Below are 20,999 nucleotides of genomic sequence, written 5' to 3'. Positions count from 1 at the left end.
AATGCCTTCAATTCGACTGGCTGATTTAGCGCAGCAGTTGGATGCAGAACTACACGGTGATGGCGATATCGTCATCACCGGCGTTGCGTCCATGCAATCTGCACAAACAGGTCACATCACGTTCATGGTTAACCCAAAATACCGTGAGCATTTAGGCTTGTGCCAGGCGTCTGCGGTTGTCATGACCCAGGACGATCTTCCTTTCGCGAAAAGTGCCGCGCTGGTAGTGAAGAATCCCTACCTGACTTACGCGCGCATGGCGCAAATTTTAGATACCACGCCACAGCCCGCGCAGAACATTGCACCCAGTGCAGTGATCGATGCAACGGCGAAGCTGGGTAACAACGTCTCAATTGGTGCTAACGCGGTGATTGAGTCCGGCGTTGAGCTGGGCGATAACGTGATTATCGGTGCCGGTTGCTTCGTTGGTAAAAATAGCAAAATCGGCGCAGGTTCGCGCCTTTGGGCGAACGTAACCATTTACCACGAGATCCAGATCGGTCAGAATTGCCTGATTCAATCCGGAACGGTGGTAGGTGCGGACGGCTTTGGCTATGCCAACGATCGTGGTAACTGGGTGAAGATCCCTCAGATTGGTCGCGTGATTATTGGCGATCGCGTGGAGATCGGCGCCTGTACTACCATCGATCGCGGTGCGCTGGATGACACCATTATCGGCAATGGCGTGATCATTGATAACCAGTGCCAGATTGCACATAACGTCGTGATTGGCGACAATACGGCGGTTGCCGGTGGCGTCATTATGGCGGGCAGCCTGAAAATTGGTCGTTACTGCATGATCGGCGGTGCCAGCGTAATCAACGGGCATATGGAAATATGCGATAAAGTGACGGTTACGGGCATGGGGATGGTGATGCGTCCCATCACTGAACCTGGCGTCTATTCCTCAGGCATTCCGCTGCAACCCAACAAAGTCTGGCGCAAAACCGCTGCACTGGTGATGAACATTGATGATATGAGCAAGCGTCTGAAATCGCTTGAGCGCAAGGTTAATCAACAAGACTAACGTTCCATCTTTTGTTCGCCAAACTTTACGGCCTGTCTCATTCTTACGATTGCGGCAGGCCGTGTTATTATTGTCGTTTCTTATATTTTGACAGGAAGAGTATCTTGACTACTAACACTCATACTCTGCAGATTGAAGAGATTTTAGAACTTCTGCCGCACCGTTTCCCGTTCTTATTGGTGGATCGCGTGCTGGATTTTGAAGAAGGTCGTTTTCTGCGCGCAGTAAAAAATGTCTCTGTCAATGAGCCATTCTTCCAGGGCCATTTCCCTGGAAAACCGATTTTCCCGGGTGTGCTGATTCTGGAAGCAATGGCACAGGCAACAGGTATTCTGGCGTTTAAAAGCGTAGGAAAACTGGAACCGGGTGAGCTGTACTACTTCGCTGGTATTGACGAAGCGCGCTTTAAGCGCCCGGTCGTGCCAGGCGATCAAATGATCATGGAAGTCACTTTCGAAAAAACGCGCCGTGGCCTGACCCGCTTTAAAGGGGTTGCTCTGGTCGACGGTAAAGTAGTTTGCGAAGCAACGATGATGTGTGCTCGTAGCCGGGAGGCCTGATACGTGATTGATAAATCCGCCTTTGTGCATCCAACCGCCATTGTGGAAGAGGGCGCGTCGATTGGTGCCAACGTTCACATTGGTCCTTTTTGTATCGTTGGACCCCATGTTGAAATTGGTGAGGGGACCGTACTGAAATCTCACGTTGTCGTGAATGGCCATACTAAAATTGGTCGCGACAATGAGATTTATCAGTTCGCCTCCATCGGCGAAGTTAACCAGGATCTGAAATATGCTGGTGAACCGACCCGTGTGGAAATCGGCGATCGTAACCGCATTCGCGAAAGCGTCACCATTCATCGTGGCACAGTCCAGGGCGGTGGATTGACGAAGGTGGGCAGCGACAACTTACTGATGATCAATGCGCACATTGCGCACGATTGTACGGTAGGTAACCGCTGTATTCTCGCCAACAACGCAACGCTGGCGGGGCACGTATCGGTAGATGACTTCGCGATCATCGGCGGCATGACCGCAGTCCATCAGTTCTGCATCATTGGTGCGCACGTGATGGTTGGCGGTTGCTCCGGTGTGGCGCAGGACGTCCCTCCTTATGTCATTGCGCAGGGTAACCACGCAACGCCGTTCGGTGTCAACATCGAAGGGCTGAAGCGTCGCGGTTTTAGCCGTGAGGCGATTACTGCTATCCGCAATGCGTATAAGCTGATTTATCGCAGCGGTAAAACGCTCGATGAAGTGAAACCGGAAATTGCTGAACTGGCGGAAACTTATCCGGAAGTGAAAGCGTTTACCGATTTCTTTGCACGCTCAACGCGCGGTCTGATTCGTTAATGGCTGAACAGCGTCCATTAACGATTGCCCTGGTCGCCGGAGAAACCTCCGGCGATATCCTGGGGGCCGGTTTAATCCGCGCTCTGAAAGAACGTGTGCCCAACGCCCGCTTTGTTGGTGTTGCCGGGCCACGAATGCAGGCTGAAGGCTGCGAAGCCTGGTACGAAATGGAAGAACTGGCGGTGATGGGCATTGTTGAAGTGCTCGGTCGTCTGCGTCGCTTACTGTATATTCGTGCCGATTTGACAAAGCGTTTTGGTGAACTGAAGCCAGATGTTTTTGTCGGCATTGATGCGCCTGATTTCAATATTACCCTCGAAGGTAACCTCAAAAAGCAGGGTATCAAAACCATTCATTACGTCAGTCCGTCCGTGTGGGCGTGGCGACAGAAACGCGTTTTCAAAATAGGCAGAGCCACCGATCTGGTGCTCGCATTTCTGCCTTTCGAAAAAGCGTTTTATGACAAATACAACGTGCGGTGTCGTTTTATCGGTCACACCATGGCTGATGCCATGCCGTTAGATCCAGATAAAAACGCCGCCCGTGATGTGTTGGGGATCCCCCACGATGCCCACTGCCTGGCGTTGCTGCCTGGCAGTCGTGGCGCGGAAGTTGAGATGCTTAGTGCCGATTTCCTGAAAACGGCTCAGCTTTTGCGCCAGACATATCCCGATCTTGAGATTGTGGTGCCGCTGGTGAATGCCAAACGCCGCGAGCAGTTTGAACGCATCAAAGCTGAAGTTGCGCCAGACCTTGCTGTTCATCTCTTAGATGGATTGGGGCGTGAGGCGATGGTGGCAAGCGATGCGGCGCTACTGGCGTCGGGTACGGCAGCACTGGAGTGTATGCTGGCGAAATGCCCGATGGTGGTGGGATATCGCATGAAGCCTTTCACCTTCTGGCTGGCGAAGCGACTGGTGAAAACTGATTATGTCTCTCTACCCAATTTGCTGGCGGGCAGAGAGTTAGTCAAAGAGTTATTGCAGGAAGAGTGTGAGCCGCAAAAACTGGCAGAGGCGTTGTTACCGCTGTTGGCGAACGGGAAAACCAGCCACGCGATGCACGACACCTTCCGCGAACTGCATCAGCAGATCCGCTGCAATGCCGATGAGCAGGCGGCACAAGCCGTTCTGGAGTTAGCACAATGATCGAATTTGTTTATCCGCACACGCAGCTCGTTGCGGGTGTGGATGAAGTCGGACGTGGGCCGTTGGTTGGCGCGGTTGTCACCGCTGCCGTAATCCTCGACCCGGCGCGCCCGATTGTCGGGCTGAATGATTCCAAAAAGCTGAGCGAAAAACGCCGTCTGGCGTTGTATGAAGAGATTAAAGAGAAAGCGTTAAGCTGGAGTCTGGGTCGCGCTGAACCTCATGAAATCGACGAACTGAATATTCTACACGCGACCATGCTGGCGATGCAGCGTGCGGTTGCGGGGCTGCATATCGTCCCGGAATATGTGTTGATTGATGGTAACCGCTGTCCGAAATTACCGATGCCGTCGATGGCTGTAGTTAAAGGCGACAGCCGCGTGCCGGAAATCAGTGCGGCGTCTATTCTGGCGAAAGTGACGCGCGACGCTGAAATGGCGGCACTGGACATTGTTTATCCACAATATGGTTTTGCCCAACACAAAGGGTATCCAACAGCTTTTCATCTTGAAAAACTGGCTGAACACGGCGCGACCGAACACCATCGGCGCAGCTTTGGCCCTGTCAAACGCGCACTGGGACTTGCGTCCTGATTCTTGTGTCGAGATTAAGTAAACCGGAATCTGAAGATGTCTGAACCACGTTTCGTTCACCTGCGGGTGCACAGCGACTACTCGATGATCGATGGCCTGGCAAAAACCGCGCCGCTGGTAAAAAAGGCGGCGGCGTTGGGTATGCCTGCACTGGCGATCACCGATTTCACCAACCTTTGCGGTCTGGTGAAGTTCTACGGAGCGGGACATGGCGCGGGGATTAAGCCCATCGTCGGGGCGGATTTTAATGTCCAGTGCGACCTGTTGGGGGATGAGTTAACTCACCTGACGGTACTGGCGGCGAACAATACCGGCTATCAGAATCTGACGTTGCTGATCTCAAAAGCGTATCAGCGCGGGTACGGTGCTGCCGGGCCGATCATCGATCGCGACTGGCTAATCGAATTAAACGAAGGGCTGATCCTCCTTTCCGGTGGGCGCATGGGCGATGTCGGACGCAGCCTTTTGCGTGGTAACAGCACGCTGGTAGATGAGTGCGTTGCGTTTTATGAAGAACACTTCCCGGATCGCTATTTTCTCGAACTGATCCGCACCGGCAGGCCGGACGAAGAAAGCTATCTGCACGCGGCGGTAGAACTGGCGGAAGCGCGCGGTTTGCCCGTCGTGGCGACCAACGACGTGCGCTTTATCGACAGCAGCGACTTTGACGCGCATGAAATCCGCGTCGCTATCCACGACGGCTTTACCCTGGATGATCCTAAACGCCCGCGTAACTATTCGCCGCAGCAATATATGCGTAGCGAAGAGGAGATGTGCGAGCTGTTTGCCGACATCCCCGAAGCTCTTGCCAACACCGTTGAGATCGCCAAACGCTGTAACGTAACTGTGCGTCTTGGTGAATACTTCCTGCCACAGTTCCCGACCGGGGACATGAGCACCGAAGATTATCTGGTCAAGCGCGCAAAAGAAGGGCTGGAAGAGCGTCTGGCATTTTTATTCCCTGACGAGGAAGAGCGTCTTAAGCGTCGCCCGGAATATGACGAACGTCTGGATACTGAACTTCAGGTTATCAACCAGATGGGCTTCCCCGGCTACTTCCTCATCGTTATGGAATTTATCCAGTGGTCGAAAGATAACGGCGTACCGGTAGGGCCAGGCCGTGGCTCCGGTGCGGGTTCACTGGTGGCTTATGCGCTGAAAATCACCGACCTCGATCCACTGGAATTTGACCTGCTGTTCGAACGTTTCCTTAACCCGGAACGTGTCTCCATGCCTGACTTTGACGTTGACTTCTGTATGGAGAAACGCGACCAGGTTATCGAACACGTGGCGGACATGTATGGTCGTGATGCGGTATCGCAGATCATCACCTTCGGTACGATGGCGGCAAAAGCGGTGATCCGCGACGTAGGTCGCGTGCTAGGGCATCCATATGGCTTTGTCGATCGTATCTCGAAACTGATCCCGCCCGATCCGGGGATGACGCTGGCGAAAGCGTTTGAAGCTGAACCGCAACTGCCAGAAATCTACGAAGCGGATGAAGAAGTTAAGGCGCTCATCGACATGGCGCGCAAGCTGGAAGGGGTCACCCGTAACGCTGGTAAACACGCCGGTGGGGTGGTTATCGCGCCGACCAAAATTACCGATTTTGCGCCGCTTTATTGCGATGAAGAGGGCAAACATCCAGTCACTCAATTTGATAAAAGCGACGTTGAATACGCCGGGCTGGTGAAGTTCGACTTCCTTGGTTTGCGTACGCTCACCATCATCAACTGGACGCTGGAGATGATCAACAAGCGGCGAGCGAAGAATGGCGAGCCGCCGCTGGATATCGCTGCGATCCCGTTGGATGACAAGAAAAGTTTTGACATGCTGCAACGCTCGGAAACCACGGCGGTATTCCAGCTTGAATCGCGCGGCATGAAAGACCTGATCAAGCGTCTGCAACCTGACTGCTTCGAAGATATGATTGCACTGGTGGCACTGTTCCGTCCGGGGCCGTTGCAATCAGGGATGGTGGATAACTTTATCGACCGTAAACATGGTCGCGAAGAGATCTCCTATCCGGACGTGCAGTGGCAGCATGAAAGCCTGAAACCGGTACTTGAGCCAACCTACGGCATTATCCTGTATCAGGAACAGGTCATGCAGATTGCCCAGGTACTTTCTGGTTATACTCTCGGCGGCGCGGATATGCTGCGTCGTGCAATGGGTAAGAAAAAGCCGGAAGAGATGGCCAAGCAGCGTTCTGTATTTGCTGAAGGTGCAGAAAAGAACGGGATCAACGCCGAACTGGCGATGAAAATCTTCGACCTGGTGGAGAAATTCGCCGGTTACGGATTTAACAAATCGCACTCCGCAGCCTATGCTTTGGTGTCATATCAAACGTTATGGCTGAAGGCGCACTATCCGGCGGAGTTTATGGCGGCGGTAATGACCGCCGATATGGACAACACCGAGAAGGTGGTTGGCCTGGTGGATGAGTGCTGGCGGATGGGGCTGAAAATCCTGCCGCCGGATATAAACTCCGGTCTTTACCATTTCCACGTCAACGACGACGGCGAAATCGTGTATGGTATTGGCGCCATCAAAGGGGTAGGTGAGGGGCCAATTGAGGCAATCATCGAAGCCCGAAATAAAGGTGGTTACTTCCGCGAGCTTTTTGATCTCTGCGCCCGTACCGACACGAAAAAGTTGAACCGGCGGGTGCTGGAAAAACTGATCATGTCCGGGGCGTTTGACCGTCTGGGGCCACACCGTGCGGCGCTGATGAACTCGCTGGGCGATGCGTTAAAAGCGGCAGATCAACACGCGAAAGCAGAAGCCATCGGCCAGGCCGATATGTTTGGCGTACTGGCGGAAGAGCCTGAGCAAATTGAACAATCCTACGCCAGCTGCCAACCGTGGCCGGAGCAGGTGGTGTTAGATGGGGAACGTGAAACGTTAGGTCTGTACCTGACGGGACACCCTATCAACCAGTATTTAAAAGAGATTGAGCGTTATGTCGGAGGCGTAAGGCTGAAAGACATGCACCCGACAGAACGTGGTAAAGTCACCACGGCTGCGGGGCTCGTTATTGCCGCGCGGGTTATGGTCACCAAGCGCGGCAATCGTATCGGTATCTGCACGCTGGATGACCGTTCCGGGCGCCTGGAAGTCATGTTGTTTACTGACGCCCTGGATAAATACCAGCAATTGCTGGAAAAAGACCGCATACTTATCGTCAGCGGACAGGTCAGCTTTGATGACTTCAGCGGTGGGCTTAAAATGACCGCTCGCGAAGTGATGGATATTGACGAAGCCCGGGAAAAATATGCTCGCGGGCTTGCTATCTCGCTGACGGACAGGCAAATTGATGACCAGCTTTTAAACCGACTCCGTCAGTCTCTGGAACCCCACCGCTCTGGGACAATTCCAGTACATCTCTACTATCAGAGGGCGGATGCACGTGCGCGGTTGCGTTTTGGCGCGACGTGGCGTGTCTCTCCGAGCGATCGTTTATTAAACGATCTCCGTGGCCTCATTGGTTCGGAGCAGGTGGAACTGGAGTTTGACTAATACAGGAATACTATGAGTCTGAATTTCCTTGATTTTGAACAGCCGATTGCAGAGCTGGAAGCGAAAATCGATTCTCTGACTGCGGTTAGCCGCCAGGATGAGAAACTGGATATTAACATCGATGAAGAAGTGCATCGTCTGCGTGAAAAAAGCGTAGAACTGACGCGTAAAATCTTCGCCGATCTCGGTGCATGGCAAATTGCGCAACTGGCTCGCCATCCACAGCGTCCTTATACCCTGGATTACGTTCGCCTGGCATTTGATGAATTTGACGAACTGGCAGGTGACCGCGCGTATGCAGATGACAAAGCTATCGTCGGTGGCATCGCACGTCTTGATGGTCGTCCGGTGATGATTATTGGTCACCAGAAAGGTCGTGAAACCAAAGAGAAAATTCGCCGTAATTTTGGTATGCCAGCGCCAGAAGGTTACCGCAAAGCACTGCGTCTGATGCAAATGGCTGAACGCTTTAAGATGCCAATCATCACCTTTATCGACACACCGGGGGCATATCCGGGCGTGGGCGCAGAAGAGCGTGGTCAGTCAGAAGCCATCGCACGCAACCTGCGTGAGATGTCTCGCCTTAGCGTACCGACTATTTGTACCGTTATTGGTGAAGGTGGTTCTGGTGGCGCGCTGGCGATTGGCGTGGGCGATAAAGTGAATATGCTGCAATACAGCACCTATTCTGTTATCTCGCCGGAAGGTTGTGCGTCCATTCTGTGGAAGAGCGCCGATAAAGCGCCGCTGGCGGCTGAAGCGATGGGCATCATCGCTCCGCGTCTGAAAGAACTGAAATTGATCGACTCCATCATCCCGGAACCGCTGGGCGGCGCTCACCGTAACCCGGAAGCGATGGCGGCGTCTTTGAAAGCGCAACTGCTGGCGGATCTGGCCGATCTCGACGTGTTAAGCACTGAAGATTTAAAAAATCGTCGTTATCAGCGCCTGATGAGCTACGGCTACGCGTAATCAGCAAATGTTCTGAAAAGGGTCACTTCGGTGACCTTTTTTGTATGTAGTTTATTTAGTCATATTATAAATACATTTAGATAATCTCACTTTCATTTTCCCCATCCCAAAAATTCTTGAACTCATGTTGATAACTCCGATTTCGGAGGCATATACCAATATACACAGTGGTTAAAAATAATATAAATTTATCAGGCTCATAGAATTTTTAAGGATAAAATATGAAAGCAATTTTAGGATTTGATCGTCTTCTTATGCCGCGTGTACTGGTGTTTTTTTACTGGCTGGCTATGGTGCTGACACTGATAGGCGGTGTCTTCTCCATATTTAGCGGAAACTTTCTCTTAGGGTTAGCTTATACCGTCATTGGTCTTATAAGCTGTCGTATGACTTTCGAATTAATTATGATAGCGTTTAAGAATAACGAATATTTGCGCCGCATTGCTGAGAGTGTTAGCAAGAATAGCGCAGAGTAATCTCCCGTAAAACGCTTCACCAAACCGCATCTCAACCGCTATTACAGGCGTTTGAGATGTTGTTTTAAAGTCAGTGTAAATGTCTGATTCATCTTTCCTGCAATTTATGCGTATTATCAATATATCGCGATGCACGTGTGTATCATATCAATGCAGGAGATTCTATGTTGGGTTTAAAACAGGTTCACCATATTGCGATTATTGCGACGGATTATGCGGTGAGCAAAGCTTTCTACTGCGATATTCTCGGCTTCACGCTGCAAAGCGAAGTCTATCGTGAAGAGCGCGATTCGTGGAAAGGGGATTTGGCGCTTAATGGGCAATATGTGATTGAACTTTTCTCATTTCCGTTCCCGCCGGAGCGCCCCAGCCGACCGGAAGCCTGCGGCCTGCGGCATCTGGCGTTTAGCGTTGATGATATCGATGCGGCAGTGGCGCACCTTGAAAGCCATAACGTGAAGTGTGAAGCCATACGTGTCGATCCATACACGCAAAAACGCTTCACCTTCTTTAACGATCCGGACGGGCTGCCGTTGGAACTGTATGAGCAGTAAGGCTTGTCATCGCCGCATTTGCCCGGTAACGTGCCGGGCATTGCTACTGTAAAATCGCACCATCATGACACTCACGCTCAATAGACAACTTCTTACCTCACGCCAGATTCTGGTGGCCTTTAGCGGCGGGCTTGACTCCACCGTTCTGCTGCATCAGTTGGTGCAGTGGCGGACGGAAAATCCGGGTGTCGCTCTGCGCGCTATTCATGTGCATCACGGTTTAAGTGCCAATGCCGATGCCTGGGTTACGCATTGCGAAAACGTCTGCCAACAGTGGCAGGTGCCGCTGGTGGTCGAGCGCGTACAACTTGCGCAAGAGGGGCTAGGCATTGAGGCCCAGGCGCGGCAGGCGCGTTATCAGGCATTTGCCCGTACACTTCTGCCTGGCGAAGTGCTGGTTACCGCGCAGCATCTTGACGATCAATGTGAAACCTTTCTGCTGGCGCTAAAACGCGGTAGCGGCCCTGCCGGGCTTTCGGCTATGGGGGAAGTCTCCGATTTTGCCGGAACGCGGCTTATCCGCCCGTTGCTCGCTCGCACGCGGGGAGAACTGGAGCTGTGGGCGCGTGAGCATGATTTACGCTGGATTGAAGACGAAAGTAATCAGGACGACTCATACGATCGTAACTTCCTGCGTCTGCGCGTGGTGCCGTTATTGCAGCAGCGTTGGCCGCATTTTACCGAAGCAACGGCTCGCAGCGCCGCACTTTGCGCTGAACAAGAGAGCCTGTTAGATGAACTGCTGGCGGATGATTTAGCGCACTGTCAAACGCCGCAGGGGACGTTGCAGATTGCGCCAATGATGACGATGAGCGGCGCCCGTCGCGCGGCGATTATCCGCCGCTGGCTGGCAGGGCAGAATGCTCCGATGCCTTCCCGAGATGCGATGGTGCGCATCTGGCAAGAAGTGGCGCTGGCGCGGGAAGATGCTTCTCCTTGCTTGCGATTTGGTGCGTTTGAAATACGTCGCTATCAGTCGCAATTGTGGTGGATTAAATCCGTCACCGGGCAAAGCGAAACCATTGTGCCGTGGCAGACGTGGCAACAGCCGCTGGAATTACCGGCAAGTCTGGGAAGTGTGCAACTTATTGCGGGTGGAGATATTCGCCCTCCGCGTGCAGACGAAGCGGTCAGCGTGCGTTTTAAAGCGCCAGGATTGCTGCATATTGTCGGGCGCAACGGTGGGCGCAAGCTAAAGAAAATCTGGCAGGAGCTGGGCGTGCCGCCGTGGCTACGTGACACCACGCCACTGCTGTTTTATGGCGAAACGCTGATTGCGGCGGCGGGGATTTTTGTGACGCAAGACGGTGTGGCAGAAGATGAGAATGGCGTAAGTTTTGTCTGGCAGAGAAACGCTTAGTTAAGTGAAAGCCGGATGAGACGTATCAAACGTCGCATCCGGCAAAAGTGAATCAGGACTCGCTCACCACCACCGTACCGATTTCCGGATGGCTAAAGCTGGTAATTTTATCCAGACGTAGCTCGCGGGTTTCGCCAGCGGTTTCGACGACCAGATACTCCACATTTTTGCGGGAGACTAAATCGCTGGCCTTCCCCTGCAATTTTTCGCCATCTTTCATCTCAAGTGTCAGCATTAAATGATGCTGGCAGGCGAGCTCAAGATTATCGTAATCATCACAATTGATTGGTTGATACGTATCATTCATTGACATAATCGCTCACCAGTAAGTTTGCCGCAGCGTATGCTGCTTTTTCCCTGACAGCCTCAGAAAGGGCGTCGTCGGCAGCCATTTCATTCAGCACTTTCAAAACGCAGCCCAGCGCGTCCGGAACGTATCCTAAGTCTCCGCTGGCGATTTCCGCGTACCGCTTGCGTATTAACTCACAATATTTTTCCACATGCCCTCCTGTCAGCACTCTGACTTAACCGTGGATGCAAGTCTAAGCCTACGAAGATAAACTCTGTTTCGCAAGGTGACTATACCACACTCATTTCTGCAATATCAGCGCCGCAACTGCACGTATTCCGTTACAATGGCCTCCTGATTCGAAAGGAGTTTTCTTATGGCGCTTAAAGCGACAATTTATAAAGCGACGGTTAATGTGGCCGATCTCGACCGCAACCAGTTTCTCGATGCCTCTCTGACGCTGGCGCGCCATCCTTCAGAAACCCAGGAGCGTATGATGCTGCGCCTGCTGGCGTGGCTGAAATATGCCGATGAACGTCTGCAATTTACCCGTGGCTTGTGTGCCGATGATGAGCCGGAAGCGTGGCTGCGTAACGATCACCTGGGCATTGATTTGTGGATTGAGCTGGGGCTGCCGGATGAGCGGCGGGTTAAGAAAGCCTGCACCCAGGCCGCAGAAGTGGCGCTGTTTGCCTATAATAGTCGGGCGGCGCAAATCTGGTGGCAGCAAAATCAGAGCAAATGCGCGCAGTTTGCCAATCTTTCCGTCTGGTATCTGGATGACGAGCAACTGGCGAAAGTAAGCGCCTTTGCCGATCGTACCATGACGCTGCAGGCAACAATTCAGGATGGCGTGATCTGGTTATCGGATGATAAGAATAATCTGGAAGTGAACTTAACCGCCTGGCAACAACCTTCATGATTGTGATTTCCCGACATGTTGCTATTCCCGATGGTGAGCTTGAGATCACCGCCATTCGTGCGCAGGGCGCGGGCGGGCAGCATGTTAATAAGACCTCAACGGCTATTCATCTGCGTTTTGACATTCGGGCGTCCAGCCTGCCAGAGTATTACAAAGAGCGCCTGCTCGCCGCCAGCCATCATCTGATTAGCAGCGATGGGGTGATAGTCATTAAGGCACAGGAATACCGCAGCCAGGAGCTGAACCGCGAAGCGGCGCTGGCCCGGCTGGTGACAGTGATTAAAGAATTAACAACAGAACAAAAAGCCCGGCGACCGACACGACCTACCCGCGCATCGAAAGAGCGCAGGCTGGCATCGAAAGCACAAAAATCAAGCGTGAAGGCGATGCGTGGCAAAGTGCGCAGCGGTCGGGAATAAAAAGAAGGAATGGATGGTGAAAAAAGCGATTGTGACAGCGATGGCTGTAATCAGCCTCTTTACACTGATGGGATGTAATAATCGGGCCGAAGTCGATACGCTTTCCCCGGCGCAGGCTGCCGAACTGAAACCGATGCCGCAAAGTTGGCGCGGCGTGCTGCCGTGTGCCGATTGTGAAGGAATCGAAACCTCTCTGTTCCTCGAAAAAGACGGAACATGGGTGATGAATGAGCGTTATCTGGGTGCGCGCGAAGAGCCTTCCTCCTTCGCTTCCTACGGTACATGGGCGCGAACCGCTGACAAGCTGGTATTAACCGACAGCAAAGGTGAAAAGTCATATTATCGGGCGAAAGGGGATGCGCTGGAGATGCTCGATCGTGAAGGTAATCCGATTGAATCGCAGTTCAACTACACGCTGGAACCTGCAAAGTCCAGCCTCCCCATGACACCGATGACTCTGCGTGGCATGTATTTTTATATGGCTGATGCGGCGACCTTTACTGATTGCGCGACTGGAAAACGTTTCATGGTGGCGAATAACGCAGAGCTGGAACGTGGCTACCTGGCTGCTCGCGGTAACAGTGAAAAACCCGTGTTACTGTCTGTAGAAGGTCACTTTACGCTTGAGGCTAACCCGGATACCGGTGCGCCGACCAAAGTATTAGCGCCCGATACGGCAGGGAAATTTTACCCAAACCAGGATTGCAGTAGTTTGGGGCAGTAATTGAAAGCCGGAGCATTCTCCGGCTTTCATCACTGAGTCAGCCCAACAAAGCGACCCGCCTTGATATAAATCCCAGGCTTCAGGTGTCCAACATACTGTAACTGCGTTTCTGGCTTAAACGCAGAGACATCGCCAGTACGCATATGCATCAGATCGGCAGGGCTAATCCAGCCCGATTGCGCCAGCGTAAGCGGATGCCCGGCTTTGGCAAATGCATCAGTGACAAATTCTGAACAAAACCACGACTTTTTGTCTCCTTCGCCCACACCGCTTAACTGTGCTTTTGCCAGCCCGCTGATGCACTGTTGGCGAAAATCTGTGGAAAAAGGATTTAGTGAGCACATCTGGCGAGTCACCATAAACGGAATGAACTCGACAATGCCACGATAGTTGTAACCGCTGTCTTTGATTTTATTGGCGAAAGCGGTGATTTCTGTGGCTTGTTGCGGGGTAAGATCCGGGACTCGTAAGACGAAAAGCTTATCACTGTGCTTCATGGCTTTTTTAAGAGGAACAATCTGGACGCCATCTCCAGTCGCTTCTGCAACGTTATTTTCACCCAAATATATTGCAACGTGACTTACAGAGGAAGTGCTGAAGACGCGGATACCAAATGAGGTTACCCCAAGGCTTGAGGAGAACAGCAAATCGCCGGGTTTGAGATCAGGTTCGGTTATTTCTTTTATTGATCGTTCGGTGAAAGAGCTTTGATGCTGGAATTTGACTGCCCATGTTTTCGCCTCGGCATCCACCGCTGTTGCTGATGAGTCTGGCTGGCTGATATCAACGGTACAGGCCGAAAGTAAAAGAAAGAAGGGGAGAAGCAGGCGGCAGTACGCCTTTGGTTTATCCATTTTATACAATCCATGTAAAAAAGGGCCCTGAAATTCAGGACCCTTTCTGGCATCAGCCTTTAATCTGTTTCACCAGATATTCGACGATGTCACCAGTCTTAATTAACTGTTTCTCGCCGTTACGACGATATTTGTATTCGATATCGTCGTTGTCGAGGTTACGGTCGCCAAGCACAATAGTGTGCGGAATACCGATCAGTTCCATATCAGCAAACATCACGCCCGGACGCTCTTTACGGTCATCCAGAAGCACTTCGATGCCCTGCGCGCGCAGTTCGCTGTACAGTTTCTCAGCAAGCTCCTGTACGCGGAAGGATTTGTGCATGTTCATCGGCAGAATCGCCACCTGGAACGGCGCGATAGCGTCAGGCCATACGATGCCGCGTTCGTCGTAGTTCTGCTCAATTGCCGCAGCGACTACGCGTGTTACCCCGATACCGTAGCAACCCATAGTTAGAATTTGGTTACGCCCATCTTCGCCCTGTACGGAGGCTTTCAGTGCTTCGGAGTACTTAGTACCCAGCTGGAAGATGTGACCGACTTCGATACCACGTTTGATCAGCAGCGTACCCTGACCATCCGGGCTTGGATCGCCAGCCACTACATTACGAATATCAGCAACTTCCGGGGTAGCAACATCGCGATCCCAGTTGATACCGAAGTAGTGTTTGCCATCAATGTTAGCACCGGCAGCAAAATCACTCATCGCCGCAACGGTACGGTCAATCACCACCGGAATCGGCATGTTTACCGGACCCAGTGAACCCGGACCGGCTTTAACCACGGCACGAATTTCTTCTTCGGTCGCGAAAGTCAGCGGGCTGGCAACCTGTGGCAGTTTTTCTGCTTTAACTTCGTTCAGCTCATGGTCACCACGCACCAGCAGCGCAACCAGCGGGAAGCTACTGCCTTCAACCGCTTTAACCAACAGAGTCTTAACCGTTTTCTCAATCGGCAGATTGAACTGTTCAACCAGTTCAGCGATGGTTTTCGCGTTAGGCGTATCAACCAGCGTCATTTCCTGGGTAGCAGCAGCGCGCGGTTCTTTCGGCGCGATAGCTTCTGCCAGTTCAATGTTCGCTGCATAGTCAGAGGTATCGGAGAAGACCACATCGTCTTCACCGCTCTGCGCCAGCACCTGGAATTCGTGAGAGGCGCTGCCGCCGATAGAACCGGTGTCGGCCTGTACGGCGCGGAAATCCAGCCCCATGCGGCTGAAGATTTTGCTGTAGGCCGCATACATTGCATCGTAGGTTTCCTGCAGGGATTCCTGAGAAGTGTGGAAAGAGTAAGCATCTTTCATCAGGAATTCGCGGGAACGCATGACGCCGAAACGCGGACGCACTTCGTCGCGGAACTTGGTCTGGATCTGATAGAAGTTCAGCGGCAGCTGTTTGTAAGAGCTAAGCTCGTTACGAATCAGGTCAGTGATAACTTCTTCATGAGTTGGGCCGAGTACGAACGGACGCTCGCCACGGTCAACAAAACGCAGCAGTTCCGGACCGTACTGTTCCCAACGACCACTCTCTTGCCACAAATCGGCTGGCTGAACCACCGGCATCGACACCTCGATCGCACCGGCGTTGTTCATCTCTTCACGCACGATGTTTTCGACTTTTTTCAGAACGCGCACGCCGGTCGGCAGCCAGGTATATAACCCGGAGGCCAGCTTGCGGATCATCCCGGCGCGTAGCATCAGCTGATGGCTGATCACCTCGGCGTCGGCAGGTGTCTCCTTGAGAGTGGAGAGCAGGTATTGGCTAGTACGCATGTTGTTACGGTTCCAGTTGGAAGGTAGAACAGGCTCAAGGTGAGCCTGGGACAAAAAAAAGTGATTTAGTTTACCAGTGCAGGAGAAATGTCAAAAGAGAAGGGCGTGAATTTAACGCGGTTCCAGCGCAAAGACTTCAAAACCTGCGTCGGTGACGCGCCAGCGAACATTAAAATCATGCAGCCAGACGGCATAGGTTTTGCCCGTTTCCTCACCTTTACGATAGGCCGGACGCGGATCCTGCGCCAGTACTTCGCGGATAAACAGCGTTAACTGCGGATAACGCTTCTCCAGCGTCAAAAGCTGCTTTTCGACCTCTGCGGTAAAACTCACTGCCATTTCTGCCGCAGGCGCACTTTGCGCATAGCTGGCACTGGCATCGGGAAGCGATTCGGCAAAGGGGAGATACGGTTTGATATCTACTACCGGTGTACCATCGACCAGATCCAGACTGCCGAGCTTCAGAATCACGCTGTCTTTATGGCAAACAACCTCTTTCAGCTCTACCAGCGACATACCAATCGGGTTAGGGCGGAAAGTAGAGCGTGTGGCGAAAACGCCCATTCTGGCGTTACCGCCGAGGCGCGGAGGGCGTACAGTCGGACGCCAGCCGCCTTCCATCGTTTGATGAAAGACGAAAAGGATCCATAAATGGCTGAATGCTTCCAGGCCGCGCACGGCGTCGGCCTGGTTGTAGGGAGCAATGAGATGCAGTTCGCCGTTGACGCTTTTTACCAGACCTGGCTGGCGCGGAACGGCGAATTTTTCTTTATAGGGCGATCGAATAACGCCTATTTGCTCAAACTGGAAACTGCTCATTTTGCCGTAATGTTAAGCGCAGAACCGATACATACAGCCTGACGATAGCAGCCTGGCGTACCGCTGGTGACTTCACAGCTATGCAGTAAAACAGCATTGGCTTTCATTTTAGAGGCGTTGATTTGCATCCGCTTACGCGCGGTTGGAATGCTCGGTGGAGAGTCCTGATTAGAGGCCTGGCAAGAGTCGCCACTGACTTCACCGAGATCGCGGAACGGTTTGCCGACTAATTCTTCTGCATTGGTATAAATTCGAACCGGCGTGGCGCGCGGTGCTTTCGGTTTTGTAGGCTCCGCTTTCGGCTGGGGTGCAGTGCTTTGAACGGGTTCGACAGGGGATCTGCTTAACATGGAACAACCGCTTAGCATGAGTGCTACTAAACAGATCGGTAAAGCACGCATAGTATTTCCTCAATGTATGATCAAAACGTCAATATTGAATCAGGCGCTTGTAAAAATGACAAGACGGGCAAGCGCCCGTCCTGAATGATATTACAAATTGTGGAAACAGCCTAAAAATTACCAGCCTTTAACTGCACCGCCGTTAAACACTTTGTTTGCCGCTTCATAAACTTCGTCAGACTGATAAGCCTGCACGAATTTCTTCACGTTCTCTGCGTCTTTGTTGTCTTCACGAGTTACGATCAGGTTAACGTACGGGGACTCTTTGTCTTCTACAAAGATGCCGTCTTTCGCCGGAGTCAGGCCAATCTGGCTGGCATAGGTGGTGTTGATAACTGCCAGAGCGATTTGCGCGTCGTCCAGAGAACGCGGCAGTTGCGGTGCTTCCAGTTCAACAATTTTCAGGTTTTTTGGGTTCTCAACAACATCAAGAACAGTCGGCAGCAGGCCAACGCCATCTTTCAGTTTGATCAAGCCCACTTTTTGCAGCAGTAGCAGAGAACGGCCAAGGTTAGTCGGATCGTTTGGAACTGCAACCTGCGAACCATCCTGCAGTTCATCCAGCGATTTGATTTTCTTGGAGTAACCGGCAATTGGATAAACAAAAGTATTGCCTACAGCGACCAGTTTGTAGCCACGATCTTTCAGTTGCTGATCAAGGTACGGTTTGTGCTGGAAAGCGTTAGCGTCGATATCGCCTTTGCTCAATGCTTCGTTTGGCAGAACATAGTCGTTGAAGGTTACCAGCTCAACGTCCAGGCCATATTTGTCTTTCGCGACTTTCTGCGCGACTTCTGCAACCTGCTGTTCGGCACCGACAATCACGCCGACTTTAATGTGGTTCGGATCTTTTTCATCCTGGCCGCAGCCTACCAGTGCCAGTGATCCAATCAGGGCTCCCACTGCCGCAAAGGTTTTGAATTTGAACGCCATACCTTATTCCTTCTTCAATTATTTATGTTGTGTTGAACGTTACTTGCGAGTGACAGCCCGGACGATGCGGTCGCCTGCGAACTGAATTAAATAAACCAGAATGACCAGCAATACCAGTACCGTATTCATCACCGTCGCGTTATAGCCGATGTAGCCATACTGATAGCCAATCTGACCCAAACCACCGGCACCGACTGCGCCGCCCATTGCGGAATAACCGACCAGGGTAATCAGGGTGATAGTTGCGGCGTTTACCAGACCCGGCAACGCTTCCGGTAACAGCACTTTGCGTACGATCTGCATCGGCGTGGCACCCATTGCGCGGGAAGCTTCAATTAACCCAGTTGGGATCTCCAGCAGAGCGTTCTCGACCATACGGGCAATAAACGGTGCTGCACCAACGGTTAACGGAACAATCGCTGCCTGCAAACCAATCGATGTACCGACAATAACGCGGGTAAACGGAATCATCCATACCAGCAAGATAATGAACGGGATGGAACGGAAAATGTTCACAATCGCAGAAACAGTACGATACAGCTTCGCGTTAGCAATAATTTGCCCCGGACGCGTGACATAAAGCAGAACGCCAACCGGCAGACCAATCACAAAGCCAAAAAAACCGGATACGAAGGTCATTGCCAGCGTTTCCCATACGCCACGAACCAGCAGCCACATCATCGGCTCAGACATAACCCAGTACCTCTACTTTTACATGGTGTTCTTGCAGCCAGGCAATAGCGGCTTGCGTATCTTGTTGTGTGCCGTGCATTTCGGTCAGCATAATGCCGAACTTAACGCCACCGGCGTAATCCATCTGCGCGCTAATAATGTTGTTGTTGACGTTGAAACGACGCGCGGTTTCAGAAAGCAGCGGAGCATCGACCGACTGGCCGGTAAACTCCAGGCGTAGCATCGGCACGCAGTCAGCGAATGGCTCTGCTTGCAGGCGTTCCTGGTAATCTTCCGGGATATCCAGATGCAGGGTTGACTGAATAAACTTCTGCGCCAGCGGTGTTTTCGGATGCGAGAACACTTCGCTTACCGTGTCTTGCTCGATCAGTTCGCCATTGCTGATGACTGCAACGCAATCACAAATGCGCTTCACAACGTCCATTTCGTGGGTGATCAACAGAATCGTCAAACCCAGACGGCGGTTGATGTCTTTTAGTAGTTCGAGAATAGAACGCGTGGTTGCCGGGTCCAGCGCGCTGGTGGCTTCATCGCACAGCAATACTTTGGGATTGCTGGCTAACGCACGGGCAATCGCCACACGTTGTTTCTGCCCACCGGAAAGATTCGACGGGTAGCTATCATGCTTATCGCCAAGACCAACCAATGACAGCAATTCCGTCACGCGACGTTTGATCTCGTCTTTCGGTGTATTGTCCAGCTCCAGCGGCAGCGCCACGTTGCCAAAAACAGTACGCGAAGAGAGCAGGTTAAAATGCTGGAAAATCATACCAATCTGGCGGCGAGCTTTAGTCAGCTCGGATTCTGACAACGTAGTCAGTTCCTGGCCATCGACCAGCACGCTACCCTCGGTTGGGCGCTCCAGCAGATTTACACAACGTATAAGCGTACTCTTACCCGCGCCTGAGGCACCGATAACGCCATAAATTTGTCCAGCTGGCACATGCAGGCTGACGTTGTTCAACGCCTGGATGGTGCGGGTGCCCTGGTGGAACACTTTGGTGATATTCGAAAGTTTTATCATTGATTATTTATTATCGTCATTAAGTTAGTCGTGGCATTTCGAATGCCTGGAACGGGCAACGCCGTCAATGAAATGGATGTTAAGGCATCCAGACGTCTAAATCAATCAGGTTTATGCGAAGAGCACTTTCTTGCTGGTCGAAACATGCGATACTAGCGTCACATGCCTTATTAAGGAGCTATAAAAGGTGGCGAAGAGCGTACCCGCAATTTTTCTTGACCGTGATGGCACCATTAATGTCGATCACGGCTATGTCCATGAGATCGACAACTTTGAATTTATCGATGGTGTTATTGACGCCATGCGCGAGCTAAAAAAAATGGGCTTTGCGCTGGTGGTAGTAACCAACCAGTCTGGCATTGCTCGCGGTAAATTTACTGAAGCACAGTTTGAAACGCTGACCGAGTGGATGGATTGGTCGCTGGCGGACCGCGATGTCGATCTGGATGGCATCTATTATTGCCCGCATCATCCGCAGGGTAGTGTTGAAGAGTTTCGCCAGGTCTGCGATTGCCGTAAACCACATCCGGGGATGCTTTTGTCCGCACGCGATTATTTGCATATTGATATGGCCGCTTCTTATATGGTGGGCGATAAATTAGAAGATATGCAGGCAGCGGCTGCGGCGAACGTCGGAACAAAAGTGCTGGTGCGTACGGGTAAACCTATTACGCCTGAAGCAGAAAACGCGGCGGATTGGGTGTTAAATAGCCTGGCAGACCTGCCGCAAGCGATAAAAAAGCAGCAAAAACCGGCGTAATGATTAAAAGATGAGCGGTTGAAATAAAAATGCATTTTTCCGCTTGTCTTCCTGAAACGACTCCCTATAATGCGCCTCCATCGACACGGCGGATGTGAATCACTTCACACAAACAGCCGGTTCGGTTAAAGAGAAAAATCCTGAAATTCAGGGTTGACTCTGAAAGAGGAAAGCGTAATATACGCCACCTCGCGACAGTGAGCTGAAAGCCGCGTCGCAACTGCTCTTTAACAATTTATCAGACAATCTGTGTGGGCACTCGAAGATACGGATTCTTAACGTCGCAAGACGATAAATGAATACCAAGTCTCAAGAGTGAACACGTAATTCATTACGAAGTTTAATTCTTTGAGCATCAAACTTTTAAATTGAAGAGTTTGATCATGGCT

The 20,999-nt window shown here is 51.9% G+C and carries 23 protein-coding genes; 14 read left to right on the top strand and 9 right to left on the bottom strand.

The genetic code is table 11. The features are described from left to right. Window position 1: 1 nt before the first annotated feature. From lpxD to tilS, 10 genes are all read left to right on the top strand, one after another. The gene (lpxD, locus tag A7098_RS02615; protein ID WP_001139279.1) at window positions 2-1,027 is read left to right on the top strand and encodes a UDP-3-O-(3-hydroxymyristoyl)glucosamine N-acyltransferase; all 1,026 of its coding nucleotides are present in this window, start codon (window positions 2-4) and stop codon (window positions 1,025-1,027) included. Between the two features lie 104 nt (window positions 1,028-1,131). Further along, on the top strand, window positions 1,132-1,587 hold the full coding sequence (gene fabZ, locus A7098_RS02610; RefSeq protein ID WP_000210739.1) for a 3-hydroxyacyl-ACP dehydratase FabZ: 456 nt from the start codon (window positions 1,132-1,134) through the stop codon (window positions 1,585-1,587). 3 nt (window positions 1,588-1,590) lie between these two features. After that, a complete protein-coding gene (lpxA, locus tag A7098_RS02605; RefSeq protein WP_000565979.1) occupies window positions 1,591-2,379 on the top strand; it encodes an acyl-ACP--UDP-N-acetylglucosamine O-acyltransferase in 789 nt (262 codons plus the stop codon). Beyond that, window positions 2,379-3,527: a lipid-A-disaccharide synthase gene (gene lpxB / locus A7098_RS02600; protein WP_105280285.1), complete on the top strand. Its 1,149-nt coding sequence runs from the start codon at window positions 2,379-2,381 to the stop codon at window positions 3,525-3,527. The genes lpxA and lpxB overlap by 1 nt, the downstream gene beginning before the upstream one ends. Then, window positions 3,524-4,120 carry a ribonuclease HII gene (gene rnhB / locus A7098_RS02595; protein WP_000569438.1) on the top strand — a complete coding sequence of 199 codons (597 nt, stop codon included), beginning with the start codon at window positions 3,524-3,526 and terminating at the stop codon, window positions 4,118-4,120. The genes lpxB and rnhB overlap by 4 nt, the downstream gene beginning before the upstream one ends. Before the next feature lie 36 nt (window positions 4,121-4,156). Next, window positions 4,157-7,639, top strand: a complete 3,483-nt coding sequence (dnaE, locus tag A7098_RS02590; RefSeq protein ID WP_105280284.1) for a DNA polymerase III subunit alpha — start codon at window positions 4,157-4,159, stop codon at window positions 7,637-7,639. A gap of 12 nt (window positions 7,640-7,651) precedes the next feature. After that, window positions 7,652-8,611, top strand: coding sequence for an acetyl-CoA carboxylase carboxyl transferase subunit alpha (accA, locus tag A7098_RS02585; protein ID WP_000055746.1), 960 nt, complete (start codon window positions 7,652-7,654; stop codon window positions 8,609-8,611). 221 nt (window positions 8,612-8,832) lie between these two features. Then, complete coding sequence (locus tag A7098_RS02580) at window positions 8,833-9,087, top strand: DUF4282 domain-containing protein (protein ID WP_000644313.1); 255 nt, start codon at window positions 8,833-8,835, stop codon at window positions 9,085-9,087. A gap of 164 nt (window positions 9,088-9,251) precedes the next feature. Further along, complete coding sequence (locus A7098_RS02575; RefSeq protein ID WP_000901103.1) at window positions 9,252-9,641, top strand: VOC family protein; 390 nt, start codon at window positions 9,252-9,254, stop codon at window positions 9,639-9,641. Window positions 9,642-9,705: 64 nt separating this feature from the next. After that, on the top strand, window positions 9,706-11,001 hold the full coding sequence (tilS, locus tag A7098_RS02570; protein ID WP_105280283.1) for a tRNA lysidine(34) synthetase TilS: 1,296 nt from the start codon (window positions 9,706-9,708) through the stop codon (window positions 10,999-11,001). 52 nt (window positions 11,002-11,053) lie between these two features. Here the strand turns inward: tilS and rof are convergent, their stop codons facing one another. After that, the gene (gene rof, locus A7098_RS02565; protein ID WP_123056742.1) at window positions 11,054-11,314 is read right to left on the bottom strand and encodes a Rho-binding antiterminator; all 261 of its coding nucleotides are present in this window, start codon (window positions 11,312-11,314) and stop codon (window positions 11,054-11,056) included. Next, window positions 11,301-11,501, bottom strand: coding sequence for a YaeP family protein (locus tag A7098_RS02560; RefSeq protein ID WP_000417058.1), 201 nt, complete (start codon window positions 11,499-11,501; stop codon window positions 11,301-11,303). The genes rof and A7098_RS02560 overlap by 14 nt, the downstream gene beginning before the upstream one ends. A 165-nt stretch (window positions 11,502-11,666) precedes the next feature. Here A7098_RS02560 and A7098_RS02555 point away from each other — a divergent pair, with 165 nt between their 5' ends. From A7098_RS02555 to nlpE, 3 genes are read left to right on the top strand one after another with little or no spacing between them, the layout of a single operon-like run. Beyond that, window positions 11,667-12,212 carry a YaeQ family protein gene (locus tag A7098_RS02555; protein ID WP_001185297.1) on the top strand — a complete coding sequence of 182 codons (546 nt, stop codon included), beginning with the start codon at window positions 11,667-11,669 and terminating at the stop codon, window positions 12,210-12,212. Then, window positions 12,209-12,631, top strand: a complete 423-nt coding sequence (gene arfB / locus A7098_RS02550; RefSeq protein WP_000635553.1) for an alternative ribosome rescue aminoacyl-tRNA hydrolase ArfB — start codon at window positions 12,209-12,211, stop codon at window positions 12,629-12,631. The genes A7098_RS02555 and arfB overlap by 4 nt, the downstream gene beginning before the upstream one ends. Window positions 12,632-12,644: 13 nt before the next feature. Next, window positions 12,645-13,355, top strand: coding sequence for an envelope stress response activation lipoprotein NlpE (gene nlpE, locus A7098_RS02545; RefSeq protein ID WP_000239165.1), 711 nt, complete (start codon window positions 12,645-12,647; stop codon window positions 13,353-13,355). A 29-nt stretch (window positions 13,356-13,384) separates the two neighbouring features. On the opposite strand, the gene A7098_RS02540 is transcribed toward nlpE, so the two are convergent. From A7098_RS02540 to metN, 7 genes are all read right to left on the bottom strand, one after another. Beyond that, window positions 13,385-14,209, bottom strand: a complete 825-nt coding sequence (locus tag A7098_RS02540; protein WP_085460347.1) for a YaeF family permuted papain-like enzyme — start codon at window positions 14,207-14,209, stop codon at window positions 13,385-13,387. A 52-nt stretch (window positions 14,210-14,261) separates the two neighbouring features. Then, entirely contained in the window at window positions 14,262-15,980 is a 1,719-nt protein-coding gene (gene proS / locus A7098_RS02535; protein ID WP_001260712.1) for a proline--tRNA ligase, read from the bottom strand. Between the two features lie 111 nt (window positions 15,981-16,091). Continuing rightward, the gene (tsaA, locus tag A7098_RS02530; RefSeq protein ID WP_105280282.1) at window positions 16,092-16,799 is read right to left on the bottom strand and encodes a tRNA (N6-threonylcarbamoyladenosine(37)-N6)-methyltransferase TrmO; all 708 of its coding nucleotides are present in this window, start codon (window positions 16,797-16,799) and stop codon (window positions 16,092-16,094) included. Beyond that, on the bottom strand, window positions 16,796-17,200 hold the full coding sequence (rcsF, locus tag A7098_RS02525; RefSeq protein ID WP_105280281.1) for an Rcs stress response system protein RcsF: 405 nt from the start codon (window positions 17,198-17,200) through the stop codon (window positions 16,796-16,798). Before rcsF ends, tsaA begins: the two co-directional genes overlap by 4 nt. A gap of 117 nt (window positions 17,201-17,317) precedes the next feature. Further along, entirely contained in the window at window positions 17,318-18,133 is an 816-nt protein-coding gene (gene metQ, locus A7098_RS02520; protein WP_000874226.1) for a methionine ABC transporter substrate-binding lipoprotein MetQ, read from the bottom strand. Between the two features lie 39 nt (window positions 18,134-18,172). Then, on the bottom strand, window positions 18,173-18,826 hold the full coding sequence (locus tag A7098_RS02515) for a methionine ABC transporter permease MetI (protein ID WP_001294600.1): 654 nt from the start codon (window positions 18,824-18,826) through the stop codon (window positions 18,173-18,175). After that, on the bottom strand, window positions 18,819-19,850 hold the full coding sequence (gene metN, locus A7098_RS02510) for a methionine ABC transporter ATP-binding protein MetN (RefSeq protein ID WP_000593991.1): 1,032 nt from the start codon (window positions 19,848-19,850) through the stop codon (window positions 18,819-18,821). The genes A7098_RS02515 and metN overlap by 8 nt, the downstream gene beginning before the upstream one ends. 187 nt (window positions 19,851-20,037) lie before the next feature. Between metN and gmhB the strand changes: the two genes are divergently transcribed. Next, a complete protein-coding gene (gene gmhB, locus A7098_RS02505; RefSeq protein WP_001140174.1) occupies window positions 20,038-20,610 on the top strand; it encodes a D-glycero-beta-D-manno-heptose 1,7-bisphosphate 7-phosphatase in 573 nt (190 codons plus the stop codon). Window positions 20,611-20,999 lie beyond the last annotated feature (389 nt).

It is taken from the genome of Escherichia sp. MOD1-EC7011 (assembly GCF_002965005.1).
Lineage (GTDB): Bacteria > Pseudomonadota > Gammaproteobacteria > Enterobacterales > Enterobacteriaceae > Escherichia > Escherichia ruysiae.
Note: the sequence above shows the minus strand (reverse complement) of the source record. Positions and strands in the feature narration are given on the sequence as shown.